The 13,269-nt window shown below is 63.5% G+C and carries 8 protein-coding genes and 3 pseudogenes; 6 read left to right on the top strand and 5 right to left on the bottom strand.

Going from position 1 to position 13,269, the window contains the following annotated elements:
* Positions 1–168 precede the first annotated feature (168 nt).
* The 3 genes and pseudogenes from B0G71_RS26750 to B0G71_RS26740 all read right to left on the bottom strand — a co-directional run bounded on the left by B0G71_RS26750 (position 169) and on the right by B0G71_RS26740 (position 4,032).
* Positions 169–1,523, bottom strand: a pseudogene (locus B0G71_RS26750) (c-type cytochrome).
* Entirely contained in the window at positions 1,520–3,298 is a 1,779-nt protein-coding gene (locus tag B0G71_RS26745) for a GMC family oxidoreductase (protein ID WP_116145522.1), read from the bottom strand. Before B0G71_RS26745 ends, B0G71_RS26750 begins: the two are co-directional and overlap by 4 nt.
* Positions 3,298–4,032 carry a gluconate 2-dehydrogenase subunit 3 family protein gene (locus B0G71_RS26740; protein WP_116145520.1) on the bottom strand — a complete coding sequence of 245 codons (735 nt, stop codon included), beginning with the start codon at positions 4,030–4,032 and terminating at the stop codon, positions 3,298–3,300. The genes B0G71_RS26745 and B0G71_RS26740 overlap by 1 nt, the downstream gene beginning before the upstream one ends.
* A gap of 282 nt (positions 4,033–4,314) precedes the next feature.
* Here B0G71_RS26740 and B0G71_RS26735 point away from each other — a divergent pair.
* The 5 genes and pseudogenes from B0G71_RS26735 to B0G71_RS26715 form a co-directional block, all read left to right on the top strand.
* Positions 4,315–4,476: pseudogene (locus tag B0G71_RS26735) on the top strand (GntR family transcriptional regulator); the annotation flags it as partial.
* A gap of 127 nt (positions 4,477–4,603) precedes the next feature.
* Entirely contained in the window at positions 4,604–4,924 is a 321-nt protein-coding gene (locus B0G71_RS26730) for a DUF1330 domain-containing protein (protein ID WP_116145518.1), read from the top strand.
* Between the two features lie 279 nt (positions 4,925–5,203).
* A complete protein-coding gene (locus tag B0G71_RS26725) occupies positions 5,204–6,106 on the top strand; it encodes a LysR family transcriptional regulator (RefSeq protein WP_116145516.1) in 903 nt (300 codons plus the stop codon).
* Positions 6,107–6,286: 180 nt separating this feature from the next.
* Positions 6,287–8,242, top strand: coding sequence for an aconitase family protein (locus B0G71_RS26720; protein WP_116145514.1), 1,956 nt, complete (start codon positions 6,287–6,289; stop codon positions 8,240–8,242).
* 121 nt (positions 8,243–8,363) lie between these two features.
* Positions 8,364–9,830, top strand: a complete 1,467-nt coding sequence (locus B0G71_RS26715) for an MFS transporter (RefSeq protein WP_116145512.1) — start codon at positions 8,364–8,366, stop codon at positions 9,828–9,830.
* A 40-nt stretch (positions 9,831–9,870) separates the two neighbouring features.
* Here the strand turns inward: B0G71_RS26715 and B0G71_RS26710 are convergent, their stop codons facing one another.
* Together B0G71_RS26710 and B0G71_RS26705 are read right to left on the bottom strand one after the other, a co-directional pair.
* A complete protein-coding gene (locus B0G71_RS26710) occupies positions 9,871–11,802 on the bottom strand; it encodes an SMP-30/gluconolactonase/LRE family protein (RefSeq protein WP_116145510.1) in 1,932 nt (643 codons plus the stop codon).
* Between the two features lie 294 nt (positions 11,803–12,096).
* Positions 12,097–12,189: pseudogene (locus B0G71_RS26705) on the bottom strand (FadR family transcriptional regulator); the annotation flags it as partial.
* On the opposite strand from B0G71_RS26705, the gene B0G71_RS26700 reads away from it, so the two are divergent.
* Positions 12,169–13,266: an MFS transporter gene (locus B0G71_RS26700; protein ID WP_258875782.1), complete on the top strand. Its 1,098-nt coding sequence runs from the start codon at positions 12,169–12,171 to the stop codon at positions 13,264–13,266. The pseudogene B0G71_RS26705 and the gene B0G71_RS26700 sit on opposite strands and share 21 nt — an antisense overlap.
* The last annotated feature ends 3 nt before the right edge of the window (positions 13,267–13,269 follow it).

Here is a 13,269-nt window from a genome sequence, read left to right as displayed (position 1 = left end):
GAACTTCTATCTCAAGTCGCCTGAATGGCGATCTTTCTTTTTTCCGCGCACGCGAAAGCCCGCTCACGGATGATGGAGCGGACTGCATGAAGCGGGTATGCGCAGCGGCGCTTGCCATATCTGTGACGCGTCCCTCGCGCGGGACGCGTCACGCAAGGCCGCATGCGATCAGTGAGCCAGGGCGGCGCCTGGCGGCATGTCGGGCGCGCGCACCGTGACGGTCTCGCGGACGTGGGCGACATCCGTCGCGCTGACCGTTGAACCGCGGTTGCCCCAACTGTTGCGCACGAAGTTGGTCACATCCGCGACTTCCTGATCGTTCAGACGCCAGCCGAAGGCCGGCATCGTGAACGAGGAGGGTGCGGTCTTCGTGCCTTCCAGCGTGCTGCCGGTGAGCAGCACGTGAATCAGCGAGGTGGCGTCCTTGCCCTGCACGACCGGATTGCCGCCCAGCGCCGGAAACACGCGGTTGTAGCCGCGACCGTCGCTGCGGTGGCAGGCCGTGCAGTTGTCGCGATAGACGGCCGCGCCCGGCGCGGTTGCGTCGCCCATGCGCAGCGCGCGCGCGGCAGTGTCGTCGTATGCGTACGGCGTTTCCTGCGGATCGGTCGATGGCAGCGTCTTCAGATAACGCGCAATCGCGGTGAGATCGGCGTCGCTCATGTGCTGCATGCTGTGCTGCACGACGTCCGTCATGCCGCCGAAGGCCGCGCTGTGCTGCGTGCGTCCGGTCTTCAGGAATTGCACGAGATCGGCTTCGCTCCACGCGCCGATGCCGGTGCGCGGATTGCCGCGCAAGCTCGACGGAATCCAGCCGTCGATCGCCGCGCCGCCCGCGAGAAACGCCGGGCCGTCGAGGTCGCTCAGCGCGCGCTCCTGCATCGTCGCCGCGCGCGGTGTGTGGCACGCGCCGCAGTGGCCGAGCCCTTGCACGAGGTAGGCGCCGCGCGCGATCACGGGATCGGCGTAACGCTTAGCGTCGAACGAAACCGGCTCGGGCGCGAACAGGTGACGCCAGATGCCGAGCGGCCAGCGCATCGACAGCGGCCAGACGATGTCGACCGGTTTGTTCTTCTGGTTCACCGGCGCGACGCCTTGCGTGAAGTACGCATACAGCGCGTGCATGTCGTCCTGGCTCAGGCGTGCATACGACGGGAACGGCATGGCCGGATACAGCGTGTCGCCGTTTGGCTTCACGCCGGCGCGCACCGCGCGATCGAACTGCGCGAAGGTCCACGCGCCAATGCCGGTGTTGCGCTCCGGCGTGATATTGGTCGAGTAGATCGCGCCGATCGGCGTGTCGAATTTCAGCCCGCGGCGAATGGCTTGCCCGAAGGTGCCGAATGACACGCGATGCAATCGCCGGCCCGCGCGAGATATTCGCCGTGCGCGATCAGCGCTGCGTCGTTCTGGCTTTGTGGCGCTGCCGCGTGTGCGGCAAGCGTGCTCATGCCCAGCACAGCCGCCGCGCCCACGCGTTTGAGCGCCCGCGCGAGGCGTTTGTTATGGATCTTCTTCGTCATACGCTCACCAGCGGCCCGGGGTTCTTCAGATACTGCGTGCGGATCGCCCGCGCCGACCAGTAAGCCAGCGCCGCGACGAGGCCGGTCGGGTTGTAGCCGATGCCCTGCGGAAACGCCGAGGCGCCCATCACGAACACGTTGTGCACGTCCCAGCTTTGCAGGTAGCGGTTCAGCACGCTTGTCTTCGGATCGGTGCCCATCACCGCGCCGCCCACCAGGTGAGTGGTCTGATAGCGGCGCGAGTCGAAGTGCGCGCCGAATTCGCGTGTGTAGACGTTTATCGACTTCGGGCCCATCTGCTGCGCGATCTTGTGCATCTGGCCGGTCACGTAGCGCGCCATCTTGATGTCGTTGTCCTTCCAGTCGAAGGTCATGCGCAACAGCGGCTGGCCGTACGAATCGCGATAGGTCGGATCGAGGTCGAGGAACACGTCGCGGTACGACATGTTGCTGCCGTGCGCATCCATCGAAATGGTGTGCGCGTAGTGGTCTTTCACCGACTTCTTCCAGTCGGCGCCCCAGTTCGGCGTGCCGGCCGGCGTGGCGATGCCGCTGACCGGCTTGGTGCCGGCCTGATTGACCCACAACGGCGAGCCGCCGACGAAACCGAGCGGACCGTGATCGAAGTTGTCAGCATTGAAGTCGTCCACCGCGACGCCGTTGCCGCCCGCGCCGATGAACGGATTGGTGAAGGTGTCTTTATCGAAGAACGCGGTGATGGTCGAAAGGTTCTGGTACGCAAAATTGCGGCCGACCACGCCTTCGCCCGAGATCGGGTCATACGGCTTGCCGATGCCCGACAGCAGAAGCAGATGAACGTTGTGATACTGGAACGCCGCGACGATCACGAGATCCGCCGGCTGGAACACTTCATTGCCCGCCGGATCGACATACGTCACGCCCTTGGCGCGCTTTTTCGTGTCGTCGAGTTCGACGCGCAGCACGTGGCAGCGCGAGCGCAATTCGAAGTTCGGCAACGGCTTCAGGGCGGGCAGAATGTTGAGATTCGGCGAGGCCTTCGAATACATGTAGCACGCGTATCCGCTGCAGAATCCGCAGAAATTGCACGGACCCATCTGCACGCCGTACGGGTTGGTGTACGGCCCCGATGTATTCGCCGACGGCAAACGGTACGGATTTAGCCCGAGTTCGCGCGCGGCCTTGCCGAAGCGCTCCGCCGAATAGGTGTTCAGTTGCGCGGCGAGCGGAAAGTTGTCGCTACGCGGCGCTTCGTAAATGTTGCCGTCGCCGACTACCTTGCCGTTGACCTTGTACGCCTGGCCCGAGGTGCCGAACACTTTCTCCGCGAAGTCGAAATGCGGTTCGAGTTCGTCGTAGCTGACGCCGTAATCCTGGATCGTCATGCCTTCGGGAATGAAGCGCTTGCCGTAGCGTTCCTCGTAGTGGCTTCTCAGGCGCAGTTCTTCCGGCGTGATGCGGAAATGCACGCCCGACCAGTGCAGGCCCGCGCCGCCGACGCCTTCGCCCGGCAGGAACGCAGCCAACTGGCGATACGGCAGAGCGGTATCGCTCGGCGCATGACGGATCGAGACCGTGGTCTTCGAAAGATCGAGAAAGAGCTTCTTGCGGACGTTGTAGGTCAGTTCATCGATGGTGTTCGGATACGCGCCGTCCGGATAGGTGTCGCGATATTCGCCGCGTTCCAGCGCGACGACTTTCAGGCCGGCTTCGGTCAGTTCCTTCGCGAGAATCGCACCGGTCCAGCCGAAGCCGACGATCACCGCGTCGACGTGCGGTTTGTTTTGAGTAGACATCAGGTGCGCTTTCCTTCGATCGACACGGGGGCATACGGATAAGCCGCGCCGTTCTGATTGACGAAGTCCATGAAATCGGCGCGCGCGCCGGGGAAGCCGATCATCTTCCAGCCGCCCATGTCGCGGTTGCCGCCGTGGATCGGATCGCAGAAGTAGCCTTCGCGCGTGTTTTGCAGCAGTTGTCCGAAGAACACCCCGGCCGGCACGTTCTCCAGATCGACCTTGTCTTTCTCGAGCGCGCCGAGCACGGTGTCGCGCGTGGCGGCGTCGAGGGCGTCGAACGGATGCGCGTAAGTCTTCGTGCAGTAGGCGTTGACCGCCGCGATGCCGAGGCGGTACAGATCGCGCGGCACGAGCTTCAACTGGTAGCCGAGTTCGGGCGCGCCCTGCGTGAACGGCCCCTGCATGTACCAGAGCGCGCCATGTGCGTACGGCGTATCCATCTGCCGGTCGATGAATTCGGGCACGCCGGCTTCGACTGCGCCGGGACCTTCGCTGTCCGACGGAATCAGACGGTCGACCGCGGCGTGGATGAACGCCCATTCCTTCGTGTCGAAGAAATGCGGTTTGTAGTCCGCTCCGGACGCGCGGCCCGCGTTCGCGCTTTCGCCCGAACCCGGCACGGAGGCCGTCGTGGCTTGCTTGACCTCGCAGCCGGCGAGCGTTCCGGCCGGGACCAGAGCGATAGCCGTACGTAAAAAGCCACGGCGAGAGTTGATAGGGGATGAGGGCATATTGTTCTAGTCACCAGATTGGAGCGCGCGATTGCGTTCCGGCATTCATCGGATTGCCGGCGGGATGATAAATGGAACCGGTTCCAAAGTCTTTTAGCTTTTTTACAATAGCTTGTTTCGCGGAGCGATGAAATGCCGCGATTTTTTCAAAAAATCCGTTTTAGATCAAAGGCATTCTAGGCGTGAGACGACGCGGCAGCGAGGGCGCCAGGCGTATCAGGGCTGATGTGAAAAAGCGACGTCGTCGCGGGCGTGACCCGAGCGGCGGGCGATCAGAGCGGGCCCGTGCGCGAAGCGCTGCTCCGACTAGCCGCGGCCGGCATGGTGGAGATGCGGCCGCGGCATGGCGCCGTGGTCGCGAAGATCAACCTGCAAAGACTGATCGAGATGTTTGAGGTGATGGCCGAACTGGAGGCGATGTGCAGCCGCCTCGCCGCGCGGCGTGCTCGCCGCACGTGCAGAGCGGCGAGTTCTTTTACCTCACAGGTAATCGACACGCGTCATGCCCGGGTCGACCATGAGCGGCATGCAAGTTTTCGATCCGCATCCACTCATGACCAGGAGCCACGCCATGACCGCCTACGCGATTGCCCATCTGCACGACGTCGAACTGGGCAACGAGATCGTCGAATACCTCAAGTGCATCGACGCCACGCTCGCGCCGTTCGGCGGCCATTTCATCGTGCATGGCGCACGCCCCGAGATACTCGAAGGCGAATGGCGCGGCGATCTGATCGCGATCGCGTTCCCCGATCTTGCCGCCGCGCGCGCCTGGTACGCGTCGGACGCGTATCGGCGCATCCGGCCGCTGCGCACGCGGCATGCGCGCGGGCCGGTGATCCTGATCGACGGCGTGGACGAGCGGCACAAGGCGACCGACATCCTGCGATGAACGCGGCGGCATCAGCGCGTGAACGTGCCGGGACCTTCCGCGTTGTAGTACTCGATCGTCACCTGATTGCTGAGGAACGACACCTTGGAGATGGTCCCCGGCGCGGCGTTTTCGTAGCGTAGGCAGCAATGAAGCGAATCGAAAGCCACGTGCGCGAATGGCAGGCATTCTGGTCTGGAGAAGGGCGTTACACTGGCCCATCTTTTTTACCGGTCCCTTCATGCCGATGCCGGGTTTGCTGTTGGGTTCTTCAGCCTCACCGTGTATGAAGCATCAACAATGGAAAACCTTCTCAAGAAACTGGACCTCACCTCGCTGCGCCTGTTCGTCGCCGTCTGCCAGGAGCGCAATATCGCGCGCGCGGCGGACCGCGAGTTCATCGCATCGTCCGCGGTGAGCCGGCGCATCGCCGAGATCGAGGCGGTGATCGGCTTGCCGGTGATCCAGCGGCAGTCGCGAGGCATCACCGTGACGCCGGTCGGCGAGACCGTGCTGCGCTACGCGCTGGCGATCATCGGCAATATCGAGCAGATGAGCGCGGAGCTGTCGCGTTTCTCGTCGGGCGCGAAAGGGCGCGTGCGGGTGGTGGCGAATCTGTCCTCCATCGTGCAGTTTTTGCCGGAAGATGTGGCCGCGTTCGGGCGCGCGTTCCCGGAGGTGTCGATCGAACTGGAGGAGGAAAATAGCGCCGACGTGCTGCGGATTGTCGGTGAGCACGCGGCGGACTTCGGCATCTGCAATTCGGTGGCGGGCAGTGAGGCGTTCGAGCAGGTGCCGTACCGGCAGGATCGGCTGGCGGTGCTGGTGCCGGGCGGCCATCGGCTCGCCGGCGCGTTGCGGGTGAGCTTCGACGACCTGCTCGATGACAGCTTCGTCGGGCTGCGCAGCGAGAGCGCGCTGACGCAACTGCTCACGCAGCAGGCAGCCGGCGCGGGGCGGCAACTCGATGTGAAGATTCGCGTCAGCAGTCTCGACGCGCTCTGCCGGATGGTGCATGCCGGGCTCGGCATCGCGGTCGTGCCTGAACAGGTCGGGCTGCTCTATCTGAATGCACTCGACGTGAGCCTACTGTCTTTGAGCGATGCCTGGGCGGTGCGCCACCTCATCATGATCTTCAAGTCACGCGATCAGTTGAGCGCGAGCGCGGCGGCGCTGGTCGGGTTTCTCGGCAAGGGCGGTTGACGCGAGCCACGGCGGGCGAATCGGTACAGGCGTGTCTGCGCCGGCGGCGACGCGCCGATGCCCGGACAACCGTGTCGAGTACGATCGCGCCCATCATCGCCAAACGAGAGGTCTGCGTTGCCGCACCGGCACTTCGGCATTGCTCATGCGCGCCGTATAGTGGGCGCAAGGAGAATGCCCATGAGCGACACGATTCGTCTGGACGGCCGCGTGCTGTACCTGTCCCAGGACCCCGCGGTGATCGAGGCGCAACTCGCCGGCGAGAACTTCACGCGCGCCACGGCCGGTCCGCTGCGCGACAACGTCTCCACCGACGAGATCACGCCGGTCACCGTCATGCTCACCTACGACGAGCGCCTCGGCCAATATCCGTACGTCGGCTTCAAGGCCGGCGAGCGCATGCCGATCGGCCGCGATGCGGTGAAGAATGGCGGCTTCCAGGTGACGGTGGCGGGCAAGCGCTACGGCAAGGGATCGTCGCGCGAATCGAGTCCGTTGGCGGAACTCTCGGCCGGCATCCGGTTGATCGTCGCGGAAAGCTTCGAGCGGATCTATCAGCAGAACTGCGACAACATCGGCATTCTCACCACCACTGACTTTGCCGTGCTCGATCGTTTGAGCGCGGGTGAAGCGGTGCCGATCGACGAATTCCTGAACGGACGCGACGCGCTCACGCAGCAGATCATTCGCAGCGGCGGCCTGCTCGCATACAGCAAGTTCGCCGACTGGCCCGCGCCGCGCCCGGGCGATAGCGCTGACGCTGACGCGCTGCAGGCTGAGAAGCCGAAGACGCTGGTCGAGAAGATCATCGAGCGCCATCTGCACCCGGCCAGCGTGGGTGCGCGACGCGGCGATGGCGTGTTCATCGCCGCGGACTGGCGCTTCAGCCACGACTACTTCACCGGCATGTGCGCGCATCTGATGCATCGCGCGTTCGGCAAGCCGGCGCCGCTGCATGCGCCGGATCACATCATCGCGTTCCAGGATCATCTGGTGCTCGCATCGCAGAGCATTCCGCACGTGCGCGACGGTCTGCTGCCGGGCGTCGCCAATCTGATGGAAGGGCATACGTCTTTCTCGCGTGACTATCCGGCGCGCTCGCATGGCGCGCTCGACAGCATGCCGGGCTCCGAAGGGATCTGTCATGCCTTGATGGCCGAGCAATACGCATTGCCGGGGCAAGTGGCGTGCGGCACCGATTCACACACGCCGCATTCGGGTGCGCTCGGCTGCCTCGCGTTCGGTGCGGGCGCAACGGAAATCGCCAATAGCTGGGTGACGGGCTATGTGCGCTGCAAAGTGCCGGAGACTTTGCGCATTGAAATCAGCGGCCACTTGCGCGATGGAGTGACCGCGAAGGACGTGGTGCTGCATCTGCTGCAAATGGATGCGATCCGCTCGGGTGACGCGATCGGCCTCGTGTTCGAATATGGCGGTGCAGCCGTGCGCGCGATGTCGATCGACGAGCGCGCGACCTTGACCAACATGGTCGCGGAACTGGGCGGCTTTACCGGCATCGTGGAACCGGACGAACGCACGATGGCGTTTCTCAAAGAGCGGCGCGGCGTCGATTTCACCCTTGAAAACTGGATGAAAAGCGATGCGGGCGCCACCTATCGCGACACCATCCGTATCGACGCAGGCGCGATCGAACCGATGCTCGCGCGTCCCGGCGACCCCGGCAACGGCGTGCCGGCGCCGCAACTGGAACAGGACGTCGCCATCGATATCGCTTACGGTGGCTCGTGCACGGCGGGCAAGCGCGAAGACTTCGATTTCTATCACGAGGTGCTGCATTGGGGTGTCGAGCACGGTCTTGGCGTGCCCGAGGGGACGCGTCTCTACTTGCAGTTCGGCACCATGGCAGTGCGCGCGTATTGCGAGGAGCGCGGTTATTTGCCGGTCTTCGAGCGCGCGGGCGTGACGCTCGTCATGCCGGGGTGCGGGTCGTGCGCGAATTGCGGGCCGGGCCAATCGGCCGAGGCGAACGAAGTGACGATCAGCGCGATCAACCGCAATTTCCCGGGCCGTTCGGGGCCGGGCAATGTGTGGCTCGCGAGTCCGTACACGGTGGCGGCGAGCGCGCTGGCCGGAAAAATCACCACCTTCGAACAATTGAAGCGCGCACGCGGCTAGAATGCTGGCCGGACCTTGGGCCCGGCATCGTGGTGCGCGTGACGCGCGAAAGTACAAGAGGCCGGCGAGACCGGTCCAGCGAACCCTATCGTTTCGCGAGTATCACCAGGAGACATACAACATGGCATCCCCCGATCACGTCGGCTCTGTCGCGAAGAAAAGCGGCGACGCGGCGCATTCCGATAACACGGCCAAGCGCGCCGCCGCGGCCGCGCCGCTCGACGCCGGCAGCATTTCCGCGCGCCTCGACCGGCTGCCCGCCACGCGCTCCGTCTGGAAGCTGGTGGTGTTGCTGAGCCTCGGCTTCTTCTTCGAACTCTACGATCTGCTGTACTCCGGGTATGTCGCGCCAGGCCTCGTCAAAAGCGGTGTGCTGAGCGCGACCACGCACGGCCTGTTCGGCTCGACCGGTGTCGCGAGTTTCATCGCGGCGTTGTTTAGCGGCCTTTTTATCGGCACGATCGCGTGCGGCTTTCTGGCGGATCGCTTCGGACGCCGCGCCGTGTTCGCGTATTCGCTGCTGTGGTACACGGCGGCCAATGTGGTGATGGCGTTTCAGGAAACGGCGACCGGCTTGAACTTTTGGCGCTTCGTGGCAGGGGTCGGCATCGGCGTCGAACTGGTGACGATCGGCACGTACATCTCCGAACTCGTGCCCAAGCAGATTCGCGGCCGCGCGTTCGCGTGCGAGCAGGCGGTCGGTTTTACGGCTGTGCCGGTTGTGGCGTTCCTGTCGTATCTGCTGGTGCCGCGCACATTGCTTGGTCTCGACGGCTGGCGCTGGGTCGTGCTGATCGGCGCGCATGGCGCGCTGTTCGTGTGGTGGATTCGTCGCGCGTTGCCGGAAAGCCCGCGCTGGCTCGCACAGCAAGGACGCCTTGCCGAAGCCGACCGCGTGATGACGGCCCTCGAAGCGAAAGTGCGCCGCGAATACGGCCGCGAGTTGCCGCCGCCCGCGCCGCCGGTGCCGGTCGCGCCACGCGGCAGCTTCCGCGATATGTGGGTGCCGCCGTATCGCAGCCGCACGCTGATGATGACGATCTTCAATATCTTCCAGACCGTGGGCTTCTACGGCTTTGCGAACTGGGTGCCCACGCTGCTGATCAAACAGGGCATTACGATCACCACGAGCCTGATGTATTCGAGCGTGATCGCTTTGGCTGCGCCCGTCGGTCCGCTCATCGGACTTTTCATCGGCGACCGCTTCGAGCGCAAGACCGTGATCGTGGTGATGGCGGGGGTGAACATCGTCTGCGGCCTGTGGTTCAGCCAGGCTGCGGGCGCCGTGTTGCTGGTCAGTCTCGGTGTGTGTCTGACGCTTGCGGGCAACATCATTTCATACAGCTACCATGCGTATCAGACTGAGCTTTTTCCAACCAGCATTCGGGCGCGCGCGGTGGGATTCGTTTATTCGTGGAGCCGTTTTTCGGCGATCTTCACGGCATTTCTGATTGCCGCTGTGTTGAAGCAGTTCGGTACCACCGGGGTTTTCGTCTTTATCGCTGGAGCGATGCTGATCGTCATGCTGGCGATCGGATTGATGGGACCGCGCACGAAGGGTATCGAGCTCGAAAAAATATCGCGGTAGACAAGTTCACAGCCGTGAAAATCGACGTCTTCGCATCCGATCACGGCGTCCAGCGATAAACGGCGATGCTGGAGCCCTTGACGTTGTTCTTCGTGACCACGTACTCGCCGGTCGATCGAAGGTAGGCCTTGACGCTGTACATCGCATCGATCGCGCTGCTGGCGTCCACGGTACGGGGGCTGGTGTTCACGAGCGTTGCGTCGAGGTTGCCTGTAGCGAGATTGAAGGCGTCGATGTCCGGCAAAGCGGGCCCGCTGCCGAACCAGTAGCCGACGAAAAGATAGCGGCCGGCCGCGTCGATCGACTTGGCGCCGGCGTGGGTGAGATTGATCACCGGATTGGGTGTGGTGGTATTGCCCGCGCTCCAGCCGTGATACACCTCGATCCGCGTGCCGATCCCCGTCCAGTCCGTACTCCCGACAACGCCCTGTCCGAGGATCATCGTGTCGCTGTCCGCGAGGTAGAGAATGCGCGTCAGCGGCTGGATGCTCGCGGGAATGCGGATGGGGATTCCGGGTCCCCACGATGGTTTGCCGCTGGCGTCGAAGCCGGTCAGCGGGTAGTGATAGATATAGCCTGTCTTGTCCAGACCGGCCCACACGCCGCCCTTGCTGTCGATGCAGAACCCGTCCCTGACCAGGGCGCTGGTTTTGAACGCCGCACCCGGAAGCGTGGCGTCCGGTATGGCGATATAGCCGTTCGCGGCATTGAAGTGGAAGAAGTAGTAGACGTCGGGATTCTGGCCGGACGCCACGAGGATCCGGTTGGCGCCGACCGTGGCAAGGTGAGCGAAGTGCTCGTCGCGTGAAGTATCGTTGATGTCGATGCGCGGGTCCGACGGATAGGCGAACGGATCGACGGTGTTCGCGACGAAGGCGCCGCCGGCGCTGCCGCTGTAGATGTTGGTGCCGCCATAGAACATGGTGCCGTCCGTGAGCGGGTCGGGTACGGCGTCGCCTTCGAGGTTGAGGGACCGCAGCGTCCACTGCAGATTGCCGGCGCTGCTATACGCATGAATGTCGGTGCCGCCATTGCGGCCGAGGTCCCAGCTGCCGCCCCACGGGTTGTTGAGCACATAGAGGCTGCCCGCGGTGTCCTTGCCGATGCCGGCGATGCGAGTGAAGCGCTTCGCGCCGACCTGGCCTTTGATGCCCGTCGTGGTATCGAGATACCCGCCCTGAACGCCGAACGTGCCGGCCAGCGTCGGCGTACCCGAGAGCGTGTAGCGCTTGATGTTCATGTCGGGCCCCTCGTCGCCCACCATGAGCTGTCCCGACGACGCATCGAAATAGAGCGCCGACGGCTGCGATCCGGCGGGCATCTGGATGGTATTCAGCAGTGCCCCGGCTGAACTGAACTCGACGATCGTGCCCGCACTTTTCTGCGCGATCCAGACGTTGCCCGCGCCATCCACGGCGAGCGCGCCGGGGCCCGGGACGTTGATGTCGCGCTGCCAGACACCGTCGGTGGTGTAGATACGCACGCGATTGCCGTCGATGTCGCTCGTATAGAGGAGCGAGCCCGCCGTGGCAAGTCCGGTGATGACGTCGACCCGCGGCTGATTCTTCGATGCAGTAACCTGGATGAAAAGATCGCGAGCGCCAGTAGCGCGGTTGTATCGTCCCACCGCGCCGCTTCCGTACGACGCGCTGTACTGGAGCGCCACGAAAATCGACTTGGCATTACCGGTGATGGCGCTCCCCTGAAATTCGCCATGAGCGCCGATGGAGCCAGCGCTGCGGTGGTTCTGATAGATCGCGACGCCGCCCTCGTACTCGTCCCACATGGAGGCCGTATAGAGGACGCCTTCGGGCGCGACCCACATGGAGCGCGCGGCGTTACCGACGTGGGCGGCGAGAGTGCCATACGTGTTCGCCAGCCAGTCGGTGGTGTTTTGCGCCTGACTGGCCGGCGCAATCGCGGCGATCGTCGCGGCGAGGAGCGCAGCATGAATTCGTTTTCTTGCGACCATGACTGATGCTCTCCTGAGCGTAGCGATGATTGATATGAATCGTCGGCTGAGCTTGTTTCCTGAAATGCGTGATGGGTAAAAGCTATTTCGAGCCGGTCTCGTGCACGCTGTATTGCATCCAGCGTACCGTCGGCAAGTGGCAGGAGAATGACTCGTTTAACTCAATACGAATAACGGGCAATTTGCGCATCCTCATTTCTAGGTCAAATTGCGGATGGACTCAAGCGTTTCGTGCGGCTCGGTGTGTTCGTTACGGTCGAGCACTTTGCTCGCATACATCGCCTGCGCCGCAAGTCATTCCTTACCCGATGCCCGACCTTGAACGCTCAGCAGATGCTCGCGCATGCAACGGGCCGCTGTCTCGCCATCACGCGCTTTTATCGCATTGACGACAGCCTGATGTTGCTGGGCATGGCAGTCGGCGGGATTCTCGGCGGCTGGGCGAGCGGTCGCATCGGGCGGGTGAGGGTGGTGGTCTGGGCGTTGGCGCTCTTTTCGGTCGGCGCGGGGCTGCTTGGACTCACGTACAGCTTCGTGGAGTTCGCGGTCGTCCGCTTTATCGGTTCGTTGGGCATCGGCTCCACGGTGTTGGTCACGACGCTCGTTGCCGAATACGTGCCCACGGAACGGCGCTCGCTGATTCTGGGAGCTTTGCAGGCCGGCATTTCGGCCGGTTATATCGTGATCATTGCGCTGAGCAGCTGGATTTTGCCGCACTACGGGTGGCGCACGCTGTACTACGTGTCGGCCATACCCGTGGTGTTTGCGTTGGCGATCAAGTTCGCGGTGCCCGAGCCGGCTAGCTGGAGGGCGAGCCAGGCCATCGAGCGCACGAGCCAGCGCCGCTGGCGCGACAGCCGCTACCACGTGATTTTCAGCAATCGACAGACGCGAACCCCGTTTATCCTGTGGACGCTGGCCTCGGTTTTCATTCTTTCCGGGTTCTACGGCTTGAATAACTGGCTGCCGACGTACCTCGAAAAAGAACTGCATATCAAGTTCAGCTCACTGGCCGGGTACATGATCGGGACTTACGTCGTCGCGTTCATCGGCAAGATCTTCGCCGGCTGGCTAGGCGACCGCTGGAGCCGGCGCGGCGTGTATGTACTCGGCTGCGTGGGCGCCGCGCTCTTTCTGCCGGTGATCATCTTCTGGCATACGCGGGAGAACATTGCCGTTCTCAAGCTTTTCTTCGGGTTCCTGTACGGCGTACCACTGGGCACGATCGGCACGTTCATGTCCGAGAGTTTCGCCACTTCCATCCGCGGCACTGCGGTGGGCGGCTCCTATAACCTGGGGCGCTTCTGCTCGGGCGCGGCGCCTATCGTCATTGGTTTTCTGGCCACGCAGTTTTCCATCGGTATGGGTTTCCTCGTGGTCGGCGCGGTGTTCTTCCTGAGCGGCGTGACCGCGCTGTTTATCCCGGACCGCTTGTACGACACGGACCGGCCATCCACGCCGTGAGTC

This window comes from Paraburkholderia sp. BL27I4N3 (assembly GCF_003386115.1).
GTDB lineage: Bacteria > Pseudomonadota > Gammaproteobacteria > Burkholderiales > Burkholderiaceae > Paraburkholderia.
The sequence above is the reverse complement of the archived record's forward strand: the minus strand, read 5'-3'. Positions and strand labels throughout refer to the sequence as shown.

What these genes read in the sequence shown, in the direction of transcription:
- B0G71_RS26745 (WP_116145522.1), bottom strand. Translation starts at nt 3,298, where the DNA reads ATGTCTACTCAAAACAAACCGCACGTCGACGCGGTGATCGTCGGCTTC.
- B0G71_RS26740 (WP_116145520.1), bottom strand. Translation starts at nt 4,032, where the DNA reads ATGCCCTCATCCCCTATCAACTCTCGCCGTGGCTTTTTACGTACGGCT.
- B0G71_RS26730 (WP_116145518.1), top strand. Translation starts at nt 4,604, where the DNA reads ATGACCGCCTACGCGATTGCCCATCTGCACGACGTCGAACTGGGCAAC.
- B0G71_RS26725 (WP_116145516.1), top strand. Translation starts at nt 5,204, where the DNA reads ATGGAAAACCTTCTCAAGAAACTGGACCTCACCTCGCTGCGCCTGTTC.
- B0G71_RS26720 (WP_116145514.1), top strand. Translation starts at nt 6,287, where the DNA reads ATGAGCGACACGATTCGTCTGGACGGCCGCGTGCTGTACCTGTCCCAG.
- B0G71_RS26715 (WP_116145512.1), top strand. Translation starts at nt 8,364, where the DNA reads ATGGCATCCCCCGATCACGTCGGCTCTGTCGCGAAGAAAAGCGGCGAC.
- B0G71_RS26710 (WP_116145510.1), bottom strand. Translation starts at nt 11,802, where the DNA reads ATGGTCGCAAGAAAACGAATTCATGCTGCGCTCCTCGCCGCGACGATC.